Annotated in this window: 18 protein-coding genes; 5 read left to right on the top strand and 13 right to left on the bottom strand. The window is 37.3% G+C overall.

Going from position 1 to position 17,564, the window contains the following annotated elements; translation table 11 throughout:
• Positions 1 to 88: 88 nt before the first annotated feature.
• Both MQE36_RS16620 and MQE36_RS16615 read right to left on the bottom strand, forming a co-directional pair.
• Positions 89 to 466 (bottom strand): response regulator transcription factor, encoded by a 378-nt coding sequence (locus MQE36_RS16620; RefSeq protein WP_242937094.1) that lies wholly within the window; start codon positions 464 to 466, stop codon positions 89 to 91.
• The gene (locus MQE36_RS16615) at positions 441 to 2,387 is read right to left on the bottom strand and encodes a hybrid sensor histidine kinase/response regulator (protein WP_242937093.1); all 1,947 of its coding nucleotides are present in this window, start codon (positions 2,385 to 2,387) and stop codon (positions 441 to 443) included. The genes MQE36_RS16620 and MQE36_RS16615 overlap by 26 nt, the downstream gene beginning before the upstream one ends.
• A 136-nt stretch (positions 2,388 to 2,523) precedes the next feature.
• Here MQE36_RS16615 and MQE36_RS16610 point away from each other — a divergent pair, with 136 nt between their 5' ends.
• Together MQE36_RS16610 and MQE36_RS16605 are read left to right on the top strand one after the other, a co-directional pair.
• A complete protein-coding gene (locus MQE36_RS16610) occupies positions 2,524 to 6,036 on the top strand; it encodes a PAS domain S-box protein (RefSeq protein ID WP_242937092.1) in 3,513 nt (1,170 codons plus the stop codon).
• A 9-nt stretch (positions 6,037 to 6,045) separates the two neighbouring features.
• Positions 6,046 to 6,456 (top strand): response regulator, encoded by a 411-nt coding sequence (locus MQE36_RS16605; RefSeq protein ID WP_242937091.1) that lies wholly within the window; start codon positions 6,046 to 6,048, stop codon positions 6,454 to 6,456.
• 39 nt (positions 6,457 to 6,495) lie between these two features.
• Here MQE36_RS16605 and MQE36_RS16600 read toward each other — a convergent pair whose 3' ends face one another.
• From MQE36_RS16600 to MQE36_RS16570, 7 genes are all read right to left on the bottom strand, one after another.
• Positions 6,496 to 7,053 carry a DUF1572 family protein gene (locus tag MQE36_RS16600; protein WP_242937090.1) on the bottom strand — a complete coding sequence of 186 codons (558 nt, stop codon included), beginning with the start codon at positions 7,051 to 7,053 and terminating at the stop codon, positions 6,496 to 6,498.
• A gap of 46 nt (positions 7,054 to 7,099) precedes the next feature.
• Complete coding sequence (gene msrB / locus MQE36_RS16595) at positions 7,100 to 7,501, bottom strand: peptide-methionine (R)-S-oxide reductase MsrB (RefSeq protein WP_242938869.1); 402 nt, start codon at positions 7,499 to 7,501, stop codon at positions 7,100 to 7,102.
• A 400-nt stretch (positions 7,502 to 7,901) separates the two neighbouring features.
• Positions 7,902 to 8,165 (bottom strand): hypothetical protein, encoded by a 264-nt coding sequence (locus MQE36_RS16590; RefSeq protein WP_242937089.1) that lies wholly within the window; start codon positions 8,163 to 8,165, stop codon positions 7,902 to 7,904.
• Between the two features lie 213 nt (positions 8,166 to 8,378).
• Complete coding sequence (locus MQE36_RS16585; protein WP_242937088.1) at positions 8,379 to 8,876, bottom strand: hypothetical protein; 498 nt, start codon at positions 8,874 to 8,876, stop codon at positions 8,379 to 8,381.
• A 130-nt stretch (positions 8,877 to 9,006) separates the two neighbouring features.
• On the bottom strand, positions 9,007 to 9,540 hold the full coding sequence (locus MQE36_RS16580) for a hypothetical protein (protein WP_242937087.1): 534 nt from the start codon (positions 9,538 to 9,540) through the stop codon (positions 9,007 to 9,009).
• A gap of 110 nt (positions 9,541 to 9,650) precedes the next feature.
• Positions 9,651 to 10,418: a hypothetical protein gene (locus MQE36_RS16575; RefSeq protein ID WP_242937086.1), complete on the bottom strand. Its 768-nt coding sequence runs from the start codon at positions 10,416 to 10,418 to the stop codon at positions 9,651 to 9,653.
• A gap of 125 nt (positions 10,419 to 10,543) precedes the next feature.
• Positions 10,544 to 11,404, bottom strand: coding sequence for an alpha/beta fold hydrolase (locus MQE36_RS16570; RefSeq protein WP_242937085.1), 861 nt, complete (start codon positions 11,402 to 11,404; stop codon positions 10,544 to 10,546).
• A 164-nt stretch (positions 11,405 to 11,568) separates the two neighbouring features.
• On the opposite strand from MQE36_RS16570, the gene MQE36_RS16565 reads away from it, so the two are divergent.
• From MQE36_RS16565 to MQE36_RS16555, 3 genes are all read left to right on the top strand, one after another.
• Complete coding sequence (locus MQE36_RS16565; protein WP_242937084.1) at positions 11,569 to 12,384, top strand: M48 family metallopeptidase; 816 nt, start codon at positions 11,569 to 11,571, stop codon at positions 12,382 to 12,384.
• A 111-nt stretch (positions 12,385 to 12,495) separates the two neighbouring features.
• Positions 12,496 to 13,821: an MFS transporter gene (locus MQE36_RS16560; protein WP_242937083.1), complete on the top strand. Its 1,326-nt coding sequence runs from the start codon at positions 12,496 to 12,498 to the stop codon at positions 13,819 to 13,821.
• A gap of 90 nt (positions 13,822 to 13,911) precedes the next feature.
• Positions 13,912 to 14,400: a DUF6252 domain-containing protein gene (locus MQE36_RS16555; RefSeq protein ID WP_242937082.1), complete on the top strand. Its 489-nt coding sequence runs from the start codon at positions 13,912 to 13,914 to the stop codon at positions 14,398 to 14,400.
• 62 nt (positions 14,401 to 14,462) lie between these two features.
• Here the strand turns inward: MQE36_RS16555 and MQE36_RS16550 are convergent, their stop codons facing one another.
• From MQE36_RS16550 to MQE36_RS16535, 4 genes are all read right to left on the bottom strand, one after another.
• Positions 14,463 to 15,194, bottom strand: a complete 732-nt coding sequence (locus MQE36_RS16550) for a head GIN domain-containing protein (RefSeq protein WP_242937081.1) — start codon at positions 15,192 to 15,194, stop codon at positions 14,463 to 14,465.
• Positions 15,195 to 15,218: 24 nt separating this feature from the next.
• Positions 15,219 to 16,298 (bottom strand): DUF4097 family beta strand repeat-containing protein, encoded by a 1,080-nt coding sequence (locus MQE36_RS16545; RefSeq protein WP_242937080.1) that lies wholly within the window; start codon positions 16,296 to 16,298, stop codon positions 15,219 to 15,221.
• Positions 16,299 to 16,364: 66 nt separating this feature from the next.
• The gene (locus MQE36_RS16540) at positions 16,365 to 16,928 is read right to left on the bottom strand and encodes a hypothetical protein (protein WP_242937079.1); all 564 of its coding nucleotides are present in this window, start codon (positions 16,926 to 16,928) and stop codon (positions 16,365 to 16,367) included.
• Positions 16,919 to 17,476, bottom strand: a complete 558-nt coding sequence (locus MQE36_RS16535) for an RNA polymerase sigma factor (protein WP_242937078.1) — start codon at positions 17,474 to 17,476, stop codon at positions 16,919 to 16,921. Before MQE36_RS16535 ends, MQE36_RS16540 begins: the two co-directional genes overlap by 10 nt.
• Positions 17,477 to 17,564 lie beyond the last annotated feature (88 nt).

Raw genomic sequence — 17,564 nt, 5'->3', positions numbered from 1 at the left:
TTGAAAGTCGTTTTTATACGATTGATATTAAAATCAACAATGGTTGATTTTTAATGTAGTTGTCCAGGCTCTCACGATTCTTATACCGTTAAGAAATATTCCCATAGCTGTTTACAGTTCTTTTTACCCTTAGACTTAGCTCTTGCGGACTGAAAGGTTTGGTGATGAAATCATCTACACCTATGTTAAAAGCGTTGGTGATAATGTCTTCCTGTGTTGAGGTGGAAAGAACAATGATCGGGGTGTCAGGAAGGTTTTTTTTTGCGTATTCAATAAGTTCTTTTCCTGATATAAACGGTAGCATTAAGTCTGTTAAGATCAGATCGAATGTCGTATTTTTAATAAGCGAAAGAGCTTTTTTTCCGTCTTCAGCAACTGTTACCTCGTATCCGTCTTTCGAAAGCTTGAACTCAACAGTTCTTACAATCATAGGGTTGTCTTCAATTACTAGTATTTTCTTTTTCATAGTCGATAAGATTAGGGTAATCCGTTAGTATCGTTTCTTTTAAGGTGTTGTATTCCTGATTTAATTGTGCAAATAAATCAGGGAACATATCTTCTGTGGCGTTATATACAATATCATTGCATAGTTCACTTCCTGTAAGATTCTCGATCATTTCAAACGAAGGTTTGATATTGTGAGCTATGTTTTTCAGGTCCTCAAATTTTTTTTCGTTTAACACTTCGCGTGCTTCCATGATTTTTTCCCCTACCCATGAAATGAACATTCCAAGGGAATCTTTTATTATAAAATTGTCTCCTTCTGACAACTCGTTTAAATAGGTTAAACCATATATTTTTTTTGTCGTCTGCTTCCCTTGTTGGTGATTCCTGTTGAGATGACTGTAGAGAACTTTTTTTAAGGTTTCGTAAATAACGGGTTTGGTTAGGTATTCGTCCATCCCGCTTTCGAAACATAATTCTTTTTCTTTCTCTAAAGTTCTTGCTGTTAAAGCTATAATGGGGATTCTTTTGGATTTTTCGAGCTTTCTGATCTCAACTGCTGCTTCATAGCCACTCATAAAGGGCATTTGAATATCGAGTATTATAATATCAAACCTTTCTTGTTTGAAATTTTTCACGGCTTCTATTCCATTTTCACAGATGACCAGTTTTGCCTGTGGAAATATTTTTTCTATAATGGTTTGAATCAGGAATTGATTGATAGGGTTATCTTCTGCAATTAAGATTTTATACGGGAATTCACTGTTGTTATTGGTAGAAAAAACAATATCTGCTTGTTTTTCGATAATCTTTGACGAGCTATCTGCGGCCTTTTTAACTTTTTTAAATGATATTTGAAAAGAGAAAGAACTTCCTTTTCCGGGGGTGCTTTCTATGCTCAAAGAGCTGTTCATTAATTTTAACAGAGAGTCTGTAATTGCTAATCCAAGGCCCATGCCTTCATGAGGTCTTGTAAGAGACGAATCTTCCTGATCAAAAGCTTTTGTTATCTTTTTAAGATTTTTTCTGGCTATACCACTTCCGGAATCCTTAATTGAAAACTGAAATGTACAGGTGTTGGAGTTGTCGGCTATTTTGTCGACTTGCAGTGTAATCTTCCCATTGTTTGTAAATTTGGCAGCGTTGTTAAGAAGGTTTAATAGCACCTGCCTTAGTTTATGAGGATCAGCCAGAACCTTGTTGTCCGGGTCGATAGTATGGTTGAAATAAACCCTGTTATTTTTATTGTTATAAAATTGATCTATGAACTCAGTAATTTCATGACATAGTTCGTATAGCTTTGTAGGTGTAGGTTCCAGCTTGATCTTATTTGCACTTAAATCTGCATATTCCAGCATGTCATTAATTAAAGCTTCTAGTTTATCAGCCGAGTGGTATATAGTATCGGTAAATTTTCTTTGCTGCGGACTTAACTCACTTTTTAAAAGAAGATCAGTGAATCCTATGACTCCATTAAGAGGAGTTCTTAGTTCGTGACTAACATTTCCAAGGAAGTCAGATTCAGAGCTTTTGAGATTTGCATTATCCATTTTTCGGATAAATGCTATTGCAATCCCGTTTATTTCATTCGCCTCGCATTGAATTGCTCTGGCAATTATTTTATTCAGAGTTTTGTGTCCATCACGGTGGATAAGCGAAAAGGTGCCTTCGTAGGATGTGTTGTTGTCTGTATTGTTGTTAAAGAATGATTTAATGCTCAGGAAGTCTTTCGTATTTAAAATTCTTTCACTCATATCATCTGCCGGAGAATCATAACCGGTCATCTTCCAAAAATTATCACTCAGCCATATTTCATCATCAGGTTTGAGCCTCCAATAACAAAAACCTGAAACTTGTTTTTCCAACAAAAAGGAAAACAAATAGTTGTCTGTTTTCAGTAAATTGAAAAAATCGTGTTTTAGTATAGAGTTGTGTTTGGGCATTTATGAGACTGTAATTTTTGTTGAAATTATACAATTTGACAGATATACGCAAGAGAAGCTGTCAGTTCATGGATAAATTTAGGTTTACATCGATAATTTTTGCATTTTTACAAAAATTTAAACTAAGAAATTTTTAATGGAAAACCTAAGCACATTAATTTCATCTGATAAGTTTAAAAATTATACCCTGATTGTAGCCATAACAACATTATGTATAAGCGTGGTTGTATTTTTCGGATGGTGTTTCAGGTTCGAAATTCTTACTTCTTTCCTACCTGAATTGCCGACAATGAAATTTAATACGGCACTGGGTTTTTTTCTGCTTGCTTTAAGGTTGTATTTGAGTGTCAAGCCGAAAAACATGATTTCTGGAAGACTCATTAAATTAATGGATTGGTCATTGTTAATATTATCCGTAATGACACTTTTACAATATTTTTTTGGAGTAAATTACGGAATCGATCAATTATTTATAAAAGACCATTTTTCGGAGTATGCCTTGCCAGGAAGAATGTCTTTGGGTACAAGCATGTGCTTTTTTTTCATGGCATTTGGATTGCTTTTTTTGGAAAATAAGAATAATAAAGTGGCACAGTTTTGTCAATATTTGTTTCATTTGGTGACCTTAATTTCGGTAACATCCTTCTTGACATATTTGTTTGGTGTCGGTATTGAAACTAAGCTGGGATTTATAACTTCGATGGCTGTACACACATCAATATTGTTTATTGCCGTATCTACAGCAGCTTCTTTTATCCGGATAGACCTGGGCATTACAAGCGTATTTGCCAAACACAGTATTGGCAGTATGATGGCCAGAAAACTTTTTGTGCAAACGGGAGTGATCGTGATCGTTTTAAGTTATGCAAAGATTATAGCAGATCGGTATCATATTATCGGAGTGGAATTTGGAACAACCCTGTTTGGAGTTATATTTCTGGTGATATCTTTGTTTTTAATATGGTTTGTGGCAGTAAAGCTTAATGAAATTGAAAAACAGCGACAGAAAATAAATCACAACCTTTCTATAACCAAAACGTTTTTGAATTCTACTCCTGATCCTATCATCATTGTTGATAAAGCATCAAAGATTTATTTATTCAATGAGAGAGCTCAAGAAGTTTTTGAGTATGGAAAAGAAGAATTGAACGGACTGGATATAAAAATAATTATAGAGGACAGGAGTGTAAAAAAGTTTGAAAAGAGGTTAAAAAAATGTTTAGAGGAAGGGAAATTCCAAAAAACACCTTTGGAGGTCACTGTTATTAAAAAGAACGGAACCGGATTTTCAAGTGAGATTTCCTTTTCTAGAATAGATTTACCGGAAGGGACTTTTATATCGGTTTCTTTAAAGGATATTACGATAAGGAAATCGTACGAAGAAGAATTAAAGAAGATTACAAAAAAGTACAGCACGGCTAATAAAGCTGCGGTGGTAGGGGTTTGGGAGTACGATATAGTGAATAATTACCTTGAATGGGATGATGTGATGTATAAACTGCATGGCCTCGAAAAAGAAGGGTTTGGACATGTATATGATACGTGGGAAAATGCACTACATCCTGAAGACAAGGAAAGAGCAGCCGAAGATGTTAAAAAGGCACTTTTGGGAGAACAGGAATTCGATACGTCATTTAGGATAATAAAACCGGGAGGTGAAATCAGGTTTATTAAGGCCAAAGCGATGGTCTATACAGATAAGAACGATAAACCGGTCAGGATGCTTGGGACTAATTGGGACATAACAAAAGAAAAACAAGCAGAAATGACCCTGCAGAATAGTTTCAGGCAAAATTTAATCTTTGTAGAGCAGGCTCCAAGTGCCATAGCCATGTTTAACAGGGATATGGAATATATAGCTGCATCCAAAAAATGGAAAGAAGATTATGGCCTGGAAGGGATGGAGATATTGGGTAAATCACATTATGAGATATTTCCAGAAATAGGTGACGACTGGAAGAAAATACATAGTGAGTGTATGCAGGGGGCGGTAAATATATGCGATGAAGCGTCATTTGAACGCGAAGATGGCAATATACAATGGCTCTCATGGGATGTAAGGCCATGGTATAAAAATGAAAATGAAATAGGAGGCATTGTAATGCATACGGCAAACATTACACAATTTAAAGAGAGTGTTAGGGAAAGGCTGAAAATTGAAAACATACTAAATAAAACCAACGAAATAGCCCGTATCGGAACATGGGAAGTGGATTTTGATAAACAAAAATTAAGCTGGAGTAAGATTACCCGGGAGATACACCAAGTTCCTGAAAGCTTTAAACCGGAATTGGAAACCGCAATAGATTTTTATAAAGATGGAGATAGTAGGGAAACTATTAAACGCGCAGTAAAAGATGCTGTGAAATCAGGGAAATCGTTTGATTTGGAATTACAGATGAATACCTATACAGGGAATGATATTTGGGTTCGGTCGATAGGGCAGGTTGAAATGTTTAACGGAAGGACAAAAAGGTTGTATGGGATTTTTCAGGATATAACTGAGATTAAAAAATATGAAGCTTCGTTAAAGGAAACAAATGAAAAGCTCAACGCCATCCTTAACTCGAGTTATGTGTCGATAATCGGCACGGACAAAAACGGACTCATTACGCATTTTAATAAAGGAGCAGAAACTTTTTTACAATATGCAGCCGATGAAATGATAGGAAAGCAAACCCCGGTAGTTATTCATTTGCAGGAAGAGATAGTGAAAAGGGAAAAGGAGCTGGCAAAAGAATTAGGTAAAAAAATAAAAGGCTTTGATGTATTTGTTGAATTACCAAAACAGGGTAACTTTAAATCCCATGAATGGACATATGTCAGAAAGGACGGATCTACTTTCCCCGTACAACTGGTAGTTACGCCAGTAAGGGATTTGGAAGGAGAGATAGAAGGGTTTTTGGGAGTGGCAGCTGATATCAGCGACCTTAAAAATGCTGAAAAAGAAATCAAGTCGTTATTATCCATAACAACAGAACAGAATGACAGGTTAAGGAATTTTGCACATATTGTTTCTCATAATCTAAGGTCGCATTCCGGTAATTTTGAAATGCTGTTAGATGTTTTTATGAGTACATATCCCGAATTTAAGACAGAAAAGGCAATAGAGTTGTTGCAATTGGCTTCAAAAAACTTAAAAGATACCATTCAGCATCTGAACGAGGTGGTGGTGATAAATACGGAAGTTGATTATGAAGTAGAAAGTATTAATCTTCGTGATGCTGTGTCGGCAATATATAATACCGTGTCAAGTTTGGCAGCAGATGCAGAGGTTGAAGTGATCAATGAAGTACAGAAAGACGTATCTATTAAGGGGCTGCCGGCATATGTAGAAAGCATCTTGCTGAATTTTATGACAAATGGCATTAAGTACCGATCGAAAGAGAGAGAGAGTTTTGTAAAGCTGTCTTCATACAGACAAAACGGATATATCATACTCGATATTGAAGATAACGGATTAGGAATCGACTTGAACCGCCATGGAGACAAGTTGTTTGGAATGTATAAGACTTTTCATCATAATGATGATTCAAGGGGAATAGGGTTGTTTATAACGAAAAACCAAATGGAGGCTCTTGGGGGGAAGATAGAGGTGGAAAGTGAAGTAAATGTAGGAACTAATTTTAAATTGTTTTTCAAGAATTAAATAGTATATATGAAACCAAATCAATCAATCAATCTCACCTGTATCATTGATGATGATCCTGTTTTTGTTTTTGGTGCTAAAAGAATCATGGAAATAGCCGATTTTTGCTCCAATTTTTTGGTGTTTAATAATGGTGAAGAAGCGCTTAACAATTTAAAACCGATTATTTTGTCAGGAGAAACTGTTCCCGATGTGATCTTATTGGATCTGAATATGCCCATTATGGATGGCTGGGAGTTTCTTGATAATTTCATTAAAATTGATACAGAAAAAAAGATGCTGATCTATATTGTGTCTTCATCTATCGATCCAACTGATATAATTAAGGCTAAATCATATAAAAATTTGAATAACTTTATTATTAAGCCTATTACAAGAGAAGTGCTTGGTGAAATTATGAATGATGCTGTAAAAAATTAAGCTATTCAAGGTTTCATGCCCGACAGGTGTTGATTATGTTTAATTGTAATCATCTGTAAAATGACGCCTGCTTTTTCCTTTATTGAATTTATCCTTGTTGAATTTATCGGAATCTCCCTTTGGGATACTCAGGGATATCCATGAATTTCCTTTTATCATTTTAGCCAGGCATACTATTTGCCCGATATGGTACGCATAATGTGCCATTTGCCTGTTTAAAGCTTCGAGTGCGGTATGGCCTTCATTACGGATATAAACGATCTGTGCTATGTCTTCTGGGTTGAGGTTTTCAAGGGTGTTGAATAAACATTTCCAGCCCTTTTCCCAATAAGCGATCATTTCATCTTTTGTTTGCAGGGTGTCTTCAAATTCACTGTCGCGGTCACGCCATGATTTTTCACCGTCTTCAGTCAAAAAGTTTGTAAACCTGCTTAACATATTACCTGCCATGTGTTTGGCTATAATGGCGATGCTGTTTTGTTCTTCTCCCTGCCGCCGGTGAATGTCATTCTCGCTAAGAATAGCAAAGCTTTTGTCGCCCAGGCTTTTGTAGTACCTAAACTGCTTCGTAATACTGTCTATATAATGAGCTTCCATAGATATAAAAATAATAAATCCTTCCCGGTTAAGAGAAGGCTTTTTATTATTGTTTGTCAAAATCGATGCTAACCGAATTCACACAGTAACGCTTACCGGTAGCTGTAGGGCCATCGTCAAACACATGGCCTAAATGCCCTCCGCATTTGGAACAAAGTATTTCGGTACGTACCATTCCGAATGAAGTATCTTTCTTATAGGTAATGGTTCCTTTGATTGCTTTATCAAAAGAAGGCCAGCCACAATCGCTTTCAAATTTCATCCCGCTTTTAAAGAGGGGGGTACCACAGCCTTTACATGCATAGGTGCCTTCTTCAAAATAAAGATTGTATTTGCCGGTATGTGGTCGTTCTGTTCCTTTTAGCCTCAGTACACGATATTCTTCATCAGAAAGCAAGGCTTTCCATTCTGCTTCGGTTTTTTGAACGGTCTGATCGTTCTTTTTCAGAGCTGTTGATGTTTCATGCCCTACCTTGTTCTTTTTGTCCTGAGCAGTAGAGTTGCAACTTGCTAAAAATACAATCGATACGATAAAAAATAGCGCTCTCATAGTATTGTTTTTTTAGTTGGACGCAACAATATATGAAACATAACAGATGTATGGGTTAATTTATCTTGCGAATTTCTTTAATGTTTAAAGTTTTCGATATTGTATTGTAATTGGAAGTATTAATTCCTTGTAGTAGTTCAGTAGGGACTATGACGTATCTGAAGGTTAAACCCGTATTCAGTTCATCGTTCATAGGGCTCCTCCAGTCATTGGATCCGTCTATAAAAAATGAGATGGTAACCGGATCGTAGTCTATGAGATAGCTCTAGGCATATGAATCACCGTACAGAATCCTTGGTTAAGGTTCCCAGATGTATTCTCCATTGACCCCGTATTCAATTTTTTGAAAGGCGAGAATAACGTCAGATTCCCCTACCGATACATTATCCGGGTGTTCCAGAAGCTGATAATAGCCATTAATGCCGAGGAGGTCGACAGTTACTTCGATAGCCTGAGGTTTTATCAGGTTGCCGTCCTGACCATCTTCTCCGGGAGGACCTTGCTCACCATCACAAGAAATCATAAACAGAGAAAGTGTGATGAAATAAAATGATTTTTTCATGGTAAAGTGCTTTTGAGGTATTTAAAAAAAGCACAAAAACAGAAAACTCCGATTTTATATCGGAGTTTTCAGCGCTTATAAAGACCGTTAAATAAATATTTTTTTAAAAGGCAAATATTTATTGGCACCGCCAAAGGGTATAATACCCCGAGGCTTGCCTCGAAATTAAAATTTGTTTCCGACCAATGCCTCGTGTGCTTGCACCGAGGTAGTTTACTTTAATTTTCGTACATCCTTGATGTTTAAAGATTGGATTACGTTATTGTAATTGGAAAAATCAATAGAAGCATCAACATTATCAGCAGGTACTACAACCACTCTGAATACTTGATTTTGGGTCCATCTGCTTTCTAACAGGCTAAAGTCAACTGTTCCGTCAATAAAAATGCGAACATCTTCCTGAGTAAAGTCGTAATTATAGGTTAAAACGCCTTCATTCAAATAAATATCCTGTGGAATAAGCCTCCATATTTCTTGGCCGTTATCTTCCCAGAGGATATAGGTAAGTACGACATCGTATTGAAATACTTCAAACCCATAGGATTCAGTATGTTCATAATTATTTTCTTCTGTAAAATCAATTTCAATTTCAAAAGCATCGGCAACAATCAGTCCTCCGTCTTCTCCGGGAAGTCCCGGAGGCCCCGGGTCTCCATCACATGAAACAAAAGCGAATGATACAATAGTGAGTAAATAAATAATATTTTTCATAACTAAAAGAGTTTTGTTTGCGATGTCTGATACAATTATCAGGCCATACTGATGAATGTACACAAATAAGCCCGGTTTTTTTGACCGGGCTTGTATGGTTTGGCTATGTGTTTTCTGTTTTCTGATGGTTCTAATTCATTTTGTATGTCTTTATTTCACTGGTTTTATAGCTTTTTATAAGTTCTTCCGTATTTATTCCGGTTGTGCCTGCGAAAAAATCAGCAGGAATAATAGCGACCCTGAACAGATGGTCCAAACGAAACTCCTCGTCCAATGCGGCCAGGTCTACATTCCCTTTCAGATAGAAATTAACATCCGAGGAGGTATGGTCGTAACTATATGAGATCAAGCCTGTGTTAAAATAAATGAAATGAGGCATGGCTTCCCAGATCTCCTGATTGCTGTTGGCGTCAAGGCCGGCATAGTGGTAGACAACTACCAGATCGGATTCGAAAATTTCAATTTCATCAGGGAATTCAAACAGTGAGGCATATTCGTTTTCTTCTAAAAAGTCTACCTCTACTCCGAAAACCTGTGGTAAAATAATACCACCGTCGATTCCGGGAGGCCCTTGAGGTCCCTCAGGCCCGACAGGTCCCTGATCGCCTTCACATGAAACACATACAAAAAATATAATAGCTAAAGTATAAACAAATGTTTTCATAGTAATATAGTTTAATGAGAGTAATGTCTCTCCGTTTCATAAAGCTTTATAGGGAAACAGGTATGGGAAGCGCGCCTGCTTTCCGGTCTCAAAAGTGTTAAAATATAGTTTTAGTTTATTTTTACAGCTGCGGTTTTACCACTGAGTTCCGGAACTAATATCCACAACTCCCTTTCTGATCCGTTGGTGAGTTCGAACCATGTTTTAATGTCCCTGTCAAAACTTCCGGCACCATTTACGGCATTGTAGTTGGAGATCCAGTTTTCGTCTTGTTCACCCAATTTGGCTGAACTTTCAAAAAAGTCAACAAATACGACATCTTTTCCTTCGTTTGTACTTCCGAATTCGTTGGTGTAAACTCCATAGATATCATCGGGGTATTTTTCTTTATTCATTTTAGCAACCCGCCCGATGATTTCTTTTATTTTATCAAAATTCCCCATCCCTCTTTTTATATCGTAATATGTGAGTCTTAATTTATCGAGTTTAAAATCTCTTGGGAAATTGGAAAATTCCGGATGAGAACGCCAATAACTGGCATTCGCTTCCGGGAGAAGGGTAGGCATCACCATGGTATTCCAATGTTCATCATGGCCACCCTGAGCCGGTCTGTTGTCTATAGAAGACCAGGGAATAGGTCCCATCGACCAAACAAACTTACCCGTATTGGGTCCTGTTACAATGGCGTACACCCGGCAACCATAAACATCATCGGTGTGATATTTTTTGTTGTGTTCAGCCATGTGTTGCTGAAAATCTTTGATTTTTGAAGGATTAGGAGTAATAACAACGTTCTCAAAAACAACGTATTCTTCTCCGTTTTGCCCAGATATGGTCCAGGTTAGAAATACTACGATCAGTAACAATAATTTTCTCATGACAATATATTTAGCTGGTTAAATTGCTAATGTTATATTGCTATTAATCAAGAGAAAAGAATAAGGAGTGGTGTTGCAAATATAGTTATAATTAGCTGAAAATTAGATTTTTGTATTGATATTTTTTATCGGATGAATTGACTGATCTCTGTTATGACATTTTTATCGCCCAGTATTTTTCGGTGTCCCAGGCCTTCAGTAATAACCAGTCTGGAATTTTTTAAATGTTCGTGAATATTTTCTGCTGAACCCAGCGGAACATCAGCATCATCTTTGTCGTGTATAATCAAGGATGGCGTTTGAACTTCAATGGCGGCAGTACTGGCGGAAAGCTTGTTGATGTCTTTTCCCAGGATTTCATCAAACCGGTTCTTCATCTTTAGCCCTACATTGTCTTTTAGCCCCAGTTTTCGGGTAAAATCCAAAGCAATATCAATGATCTTATCACCACAGCCGATAATGACAAGCTTTCGAAGGGATAATCCCTGACTGATCGAGTTTAATAGCGTCATTCCACCGAGTGAATGACCTATACCTACCTCAAACGGACCATACAAAGCATTCAGGTGCATCACCGAATCAATAAATTCGGACATATTGGTTTTAGAACCAGGGGCTTTTCCATGAGCCGGGGCATCAAAACTGATGGTCATATATCCCAGTTTAAGAAGCTCATCTGCAATTTTAAACAATTGTGTCCCACGACCCGACCAGCCATGTACCAAAAGTGCCTTTTTGGTTGACTTACCATAGTTATAAACCACGATTTCTTTATTCAATGAAGGGATCGGTACATTCAGTTGCTTTGTGTTTTTATCCATATGGTATTCCCTCTTGGGCATTTTATGCTTTATAGGGGTCATAAAGAGTTTCCCGGCAAACCTGCTTGCCAGATGCGGAGAAATAAGCTGTAGTGTTTTAGCTGTATATATAATAGGTTTGGGTATTTCAATTGTATTTCGGTATGTTTTTTGATCTTTACTCATCACAAGGCTTTAATAATGCAAGGTATTTAAATTTCGTAAGAAGCAAACAAGTTTTTAACGTATATGATTAGCGTTAAGTAAAAATTCGGTCAATTTTAACTTTTACAACTTACAATTATTAAAGTTTTGTAAATTTGACTTACAAACGAAAACAACCATAACAAATGAAAAGATATATTTCAACAGCGTTATTTGCCTTTTTAATGGCTGCCTGCGCAACCAATCCTTTTACAGGAAAGAAAACCATGGCCCTGGTCTCTAATGATGAATTGTTTGCTTCTGCGTTTCAGCAATACGATACATTTTTAAAAGAGAACAAGGTTATCAGTGGAACCAAGGATGCACAGCGGGTTAAAAAAGTAGGACAACGTATTGCCGTAGCTGCTGAAAAATGGTTGAATGCCAATGGTTATGAAGGTTATTTAAAAGATTACAAATGGGAATATAACCTGGTAGACGATAAACAAGTAAATGCCTGGTGTATGCCGGGAGGTAAGATTGTAGTTTATACAGGACTTTTGCCAATAGCTCAAAGCGATGCCGGTCTGGCTGTGGTAATGGGGCATGAAGTGGCCCATGCCTTGGCAAACCACGGTCAACAACGGATGAGTGCCGGCGTGTTACAGCAAGCCGGAGCAACGGGAGTAGCTATTGCGACAGGAGGTAAAAGTACCGCGACTCAAGAATTGTGGATGAAGGCTTATGGTGTTGGTTCACAGGTAGGGGGGATGCTGCCTTTTAGCAGGAGCCATGAAACAGAAGCTGACAAAATAGGAATTCAGCTTATGGCTATTGCAGGATATAATCCGGATGAAGCTGCAAAATTATGGGTCAGGATGAGTGAAAATTCAGGAGGTGCTGCTCCATCTGAAATATTAAGCACCCACCCTTCAAGCCAGACCAGAATAAGTAACCTGACCAGTTGGGCTCCTGCAGCAAGAACAGAAGCTAAAAAGTTCGGAGTAACAAGTTTTCAATAATGACTTAGATAAAAATAGTATATTCGGAGCTGTTCTGTAAAAGGGCAGCTTTTTTTATTGGATTTTAAATTGTAGCGATAGAGGCAATGTGCCCGTCTAAATTATTAGTTTATGACTAAAACAGCACTTCAGAAAGGAAGTAAAAAATTATTAAACGCATGGGCATTTTACGATTGGGCTAATTCGGTATATAGCCTGGTTATTTCATCGGCAATATTTCCTATCTATTACGGAGCCTTATTCCGTGTGGCGGGTATAGAGAAAGTAAGCGTGCTAGGAGGTGAAATAGCAAGAGCCCCCCTGATCAGTTATGTTACTTCGTTGGCTTTTGTTTTCATTGCCATTATTACGCCGCTTATTTCGGGGATTGCGGATTATTTAGGAAATAAGAAGGTGTTTATGAAGTTCTTCTGCTATTTGGGAGGCGTTTCATGTATTGGGTTGTATTGGTTTACGATCGAAAATATCTATATCGGCTTATTGTGCTATTTCTTAGGCCTGGTTGGATTTTGGGTTAGTTTTGCGATTAATAATTCATACTTGCCAGATGTTGCCTACCCTGAACAACAGGACAGGATCAGTGCCAAGGGGTTTTCTATGGGGTATATAGGAAGTGTTATTCTCCTGATCATAAATCTTATTATGGTGATGTTTCCGGGGATTTTTGGAATAACTTCTGATGCCGGAGAAGGTGCGGAAATGCTTGCCATGAAGTATTCTTTTGTATCGGTAGGAATCTGGTGGATACTCTTCAGCCAGTATACTTTTTATCATTTGCCGAAAGGATATAAGAAAGAAGGGGTGCGTACCAATGTGATCCTTAATGGTTTTAGAGAGTTAAAGTCGGTTTGGGATCAGTTAAAAGAGCAACCGAAGCTAAAGCGATACCTGGGGGCATTTTTTGTTTACAGTATGGCTGTACAAACCGTTATGCTTATTGCGACTTACTTCGGTGAAGAAGAAATAGCATGGGGATCGGCAGATGAACGCACGATGGGGCTTATTATAAGTATTTTGGTAATTCAGTTAGTAGCTATTGCAGGAGCAACCTTTACGGCAATGGCTTCAAAGAAATATGGCAATATCAATACCTTGATGGTTATAAATATATTATGGATTTTAATATGTATTTATGCCTATTATTTACAGACACCGTTCAATTTTTATATAGCGGCCGGTTGTGTAGGATTGGTTATGGGAGGTATCCAGGCGCTGTCGCGGTCTACCTATTCTAAGTTTTTACCGGATACCACCGATACAACCTCCTTTTTTAGTTTTTATGATGTGGCAGAAAAAATAGGGATCATTATAGGTACATTTTTATATGGATTTATAGCCCAAACGACAGGAAACATGCGTAATTCAATTGTGTTTTTAGGGATTTTCTTTGTGGCAGGAGTATTCCTTTTATCAAGGGTGCGAAAATTGAGATCTTAATGACATCGTTAAATTAAGCGTTTTGACGAATTATAATTGATTCGTTTTTAAGGTGTTATATATTTAACAGGCATTTCAAAAGTATGGAATATGAAACCTGTTAAAGTTGTATTCCTGCTATGCTATCTTATTTGTACCCTTATAGTTTTATCATGTAGTGAAGAAACGGAAGAACCCGATATTTCTTCAGATTATTTTGAAGCATATATTAACGATGTGCACTTTAATGCCGATGATGTAGTCCTCATACTCAGGGGAGATTATATAGATATCATAGGCAATAACCCGAAAACCGACCAGTCAATTTTCCTTACATTGAAGCGATCAGGTAAAGATGTATATATCTTTGGACGGTCTTCCGGCAACGGAGATGGAAATGAAGCTGCTTTTTATAACAGGAGCAGTAGTGACGAGTATACAACCTCTTATTTGTCTGAAAATTGCGGAGAGGTTAAACTCGATGTTTCTAAATGGGATCAGGGAATGGTTTCAGGTGAGTTTTATTTTGAGGCATCCAATAAAAAAAATAAAATGATACAGGTTTCCGGCGGGAAGTTTGAAAAAAACTTTTACGAATAAAAAAATCGTCTGAGAAAATACTACAGACGATCTTTAGTTTTGGTTGGTGTAAGTATATGTTGTCAGCCTTTGCTTATATCTCCTGAGCCTACAACTTTATTGTCTGTAGATTCCGGATTTCCGTGATATTTAACATCGCCGCTGCCCACGATCCTCGTTTTTAATTTTCCTCCATCACAAAATACTTCAGCGTCTCCGGATCCTGAAATCGAAACTTCTACATTCTTGGCTTTTAAGCTGTGCGCATGAATATCTCCCGACCCTGAAATGGCACATTCAAATGTAGTGGTATAACCATTGAGGCTGATATCTCCGGATCCTGATATGTTAGCCTCCGTAGTTTCTGAGTTGACATTTAACCTAATATCACCAGATCCGGAAAGGCCTGTTCTGAAATGTGCAGCTTTTATTTCATGCTTGCTTACAATATCTCCTGACCCCGACATATAAACTCCCGAAATGTCATCAAACGGAACTGTTATCAATACTTTGTGTCCCCTGCTTGTAGAAAGGTTATAGCCTTTTTCTGTTTTAATCTTAAGCTTTTCGCCATCTACTTCGGTTATTATGTGGTCCAGAAGGTTTTCTTCAGCTTCAATCGAAACTTTGCCTTCTTTTCCTTTTACAAGTACAATGTCGAAGAAACCAGCAACATTCACTTCGTCATAGCTGCCGACATTTCGTGTTTCGGTAGTAACGTTACCGTTTCCAGTTATTTTTTTACTTCCCCATAATTGCGCATTAACAGTGCTGGTGAAAGTTATGACCAATAAAAATAGAACCGATTTTTTCATTTTTTTCATTTTATGATTGATGAATTAGTTTTTGTAAAGCTTTACACTTCCGTAATCTGAAGTAATGTTGATCTTGTTTTTCCCTGTTGAACCATAATACCCTTCATAGTGTTTTTCTGTTGATTTTTCGGTGCTGTGCTTCATGTTGAGGTTTTCTTTGCCACTTAACCCGGCATACTCGAGTTGGATATTGAAATCGAAATGGTAGTCCGGATCGTAACCAATTCTTATCCCTGTATAATCACTTCTTATTTCTATATTACCGGCATTAGGAGATAGGTTGTCTATTTTAATGGAACCATAGTCGGATGAGAGAGAGACATTTCCGTGTATATTCCCTATTTTGGCCGAAAGATAGTCTCCGTTAGCATTAAGGTTGTTTACTGAACCGATTTTAATAGATCCGTAATCACATGAATATTCTATATTGCCAGCCTCACCGATTACCGATGTTGTGTAGTCGGCACTAATTACCAGATTCCCTGCTTTTTCTATTTCATACCCGGAATAATCGGCGCTTATTTTCCCGCTTTTCATATAGTTAATGGTAGATTTGGAAGTGTAATCAAAGCTTAGGATATTGTTATCTGCATTCAGGTCACCGATATTTATTTTTCCGTAGTCACAGCTGATCTTTGCAATCCCGTCAAGATCATCCAGGTTAATGCCGCCGTAATCGTTATTTAAATCCACGCTATTGGTAACAGGCATTTTTATGGTGTAATTAATCTCCATGCTTACATTGCTGTTTCCCCAGCTCCAGCTCCATCCTTTGTTTTTATGAAAGATGGTTTTGGCAGAGACTAAGGAGTTGGATCCGGAAAATTCTACATCGATCTGATCTAGTTTTTTCTGCACTTTTTCTTCGTTGTTACCACTGGTTTTAATATGAACTTCTATTTCAACCCTGTTTTCGTTCCAGGTGGTAATGTATAAGTTCCCGTAGCTGTTGTTTACCTTAAGTAAGGCATTTGCATTTACACTATACTTTTTATTGATTTTTTTTTCTTTGGTATATTTTCCGGCCATGGAAGGGTTGGTAGCCAGCATAAGTGCCGGCAACAAAAGAAAGAATAGCGTAGTTTTATATAACATAGTTTTCATTTTTGTAAAGATTTTTAATTCGTAAAAAGTGTCTGATAAAAAGCAGTTAACTCGTTTCCATTGATGCTATATCTGGTTTACCGGCATTTTATTTTGACTTTCTTTTAATTGTTTTACTTCTTCGATCTGATTTAGTACATCCTGTAATAAATCAATTCTGGTCTGAAAATTGGTAATCATTGCATGCAGTATTTTTTTGGTATTACCATTTTCTTCAAGATCTTGTTCGAGTTTTTTATAATTATTGTCCAGCTTTTGTATCTGAAGCATAGCATCATCTACCAGTTGCTGTGTTTCGGGGGTTACTTCGTTGTTGATCTTTTCCAGTTCCCGATCAATTAACGAAGCAAAATAAAATTGGGTTTTTTCTACTTCAGGGGCTACATTGGCCGGTGTTCCGGGATTCATCAAAACACCATACCCCAAGGCTAAAAGAAGTGTCAGTGATGCAGCTATAGATAGTGGCTTCCACCAAGACCGTCTTTTGGGGACTCCGATAACTTTTGTTGCGGGCTGAGCATTGAGGCGCTCAAAAAATCGTTCTTCATGCCCTGCCAATGGCTCTTCTGTGTCAAATTGACCCTGAAGTTGTTTAAAAAGTCTGTCGATGTTATCTTTCCTTAAGTCCATACTTCTGTTAGCTTTTTTCTTAAACTTTCTTTTGCTCTTGAGATGGTGGTTCTGCAATTGGCATAACTAATGCCCATGATCTCACTTACCTCTTCATAATCGTACCCTTCTATTAAATGTAGGGTCAAAGAAACTCTATAATTGTCCTTCAGCATTTTCATGGTTTCCAACACTTTTTGAGCCTTCATGTTTGTGAAATCATGATCAGGATCAATACCGTCGTTATCCTCGACCCTGTACATTACATCATCTAGCGGAACATTGTCATTCTTTTGTTGTTTTCTGTAATGATAGATGCTGTTGTTAATTACGATTCGTTTCAGCCAGGCTCCAAAGGTTGTTTCCCCCCTGTAAGAATCTAATTTGCTGAAAGCACTTAAAAAAGATTCTTGCAGTACGTCTTCTGCCTCATATGGATCGTGAACAATACGTACGGCTACGTTATACATTGCTCGGAAATATTGTTTATAGATGGCCATTTGGGCACCTTTGTCTCCCTTCTTGCATAATTGCAATAATACTTCTGTATCTATACTACTTTGGCTCAAAAAGTGGTTGTTTTACTATAAAGATGAAATGATGGTTACATTTGTTACAGTTCTCTTAATTTTTTTTGAAGATATTGGATTTTGTTAA

This window comes from Zhouia spongiae (assembly GCF_022760175.1).
In the GTDB taxonomy this organism is placed as follows: Bacteria; Bacteroidota; Bacteroidia; order Flavobacteriales; family Flavobacteriaceae; genus Zhouia; species Zhouia spongiae.
The sequence above is the reverse complement of the archived record's forward strand: the minus strand, read 5'-3'. Positions and strand labels throughout refer to the sequence as shown.

Coding starts and splice junctions, on each gene's coding strand:
- MQE36_RS16565 (WP_242937084.1), top strand. CDS start 11,569: ATGAAAAGATATATTTCAACAGCGTTATTTGCCTTTTTAATGGCTGCC.
- MQE36_RS16560 (WP_242937083.1), top strand. CDS start 12,496: ATGACTAAAACAGCACTTCAGAAAGGAAGTAAAAAATTATTAAACGCA.
- MQE36_RS16605 (WP_242937091.1), top strand. CDS start 6,046: ATGAAACCAAATCAATCAATCAATCTCACCTGTATCATTGATGATGAT.
- MQE36_RS16550 (WP_242937081.1), bottom strand. CDS start 15,194: ATGAAAAAATCGGTTCTATTTTTATTGGTCATAACTTTCACCAGCACT.
- MQE36_RS16545 (WP_242937080.1), bottom strand. CDS start 16,298: ATGAAAACTATGTTATATAAAACTACGCTATTCTTTCTTTTGTTGCCG.
- MQE36_RS16555 (WP_242937082.1), top strand. CDS start 13,912: ATGAAACCTGTTAAAGTTGTATTCCTGCTATGCTATCTTATTTGTACC.
- MQE36_RS16610 (WP_242937092.1), top strand. CDS start 2,524: ATGGAAAACCTAAGCACATTAATTTCATCTGATAAGTTTAAAAATTAT.
- MQE36_RS16570 (WP_242937085.1), bottom strand. CDS start 11,404: ATGAGTAAAGATCAAAAAACATACCGAAATACAATTGAAATACCCAAA.
- MQE36_RS16600 (WP_242937090.1), bottom strand. CDS start 7,053: ATGGAAGCTCATTATATAGACAGTATTACGAAGCAGTTTAGGTACTAC.
- MQE36_RS16620 (WP_242937094.1), bottom strand. CDS start 466: ATGAAAAAGAAAATACTAGTAATTGAAGACAACCCTATGATTGTAAGA.
- MQE36_RS16585 (WP_242937088.1), bottom strand. CDS start 8,876: ATGAAAAATATTATTTATTTACTCACTATTGTATCATTCGCTTTTGTT.
- MQE36_RS16580 (WP_242937087.1), bottom strand. CDS start 9,540: ATGAAAACATTTGTTTATACTTTAGCTATTATATTTTTTGTATGTGTT.
- MQE36_RS16540 (WP_242937079.1), bottom strand. CDS start 16,928: ATGGACTTAAGGAAAGATAACATCGACAGACTTTTTAAACAACTTCAG.
- MQE36_RS16575 (WP_242937086.1), bottom strand. CDS start 10,418: ATGAGAAAATTATTGTTACTGATCGTAGTATTTCTAACCTGGACCATA.
- MQE36_RS16590 (WP_242937089.1), bottom strand. CDS start 8,165: ATGAAAAAATCATTTTATTTCATCACACTTTCTCTGTTTATGATTTCT.
- MQE36_RS16615 (WP_242937093.1), bottom strand. CDS start 2,387: ATGCCCAAACACAACTCTATACTAAAACACGATTTTTTCAATTTACTG.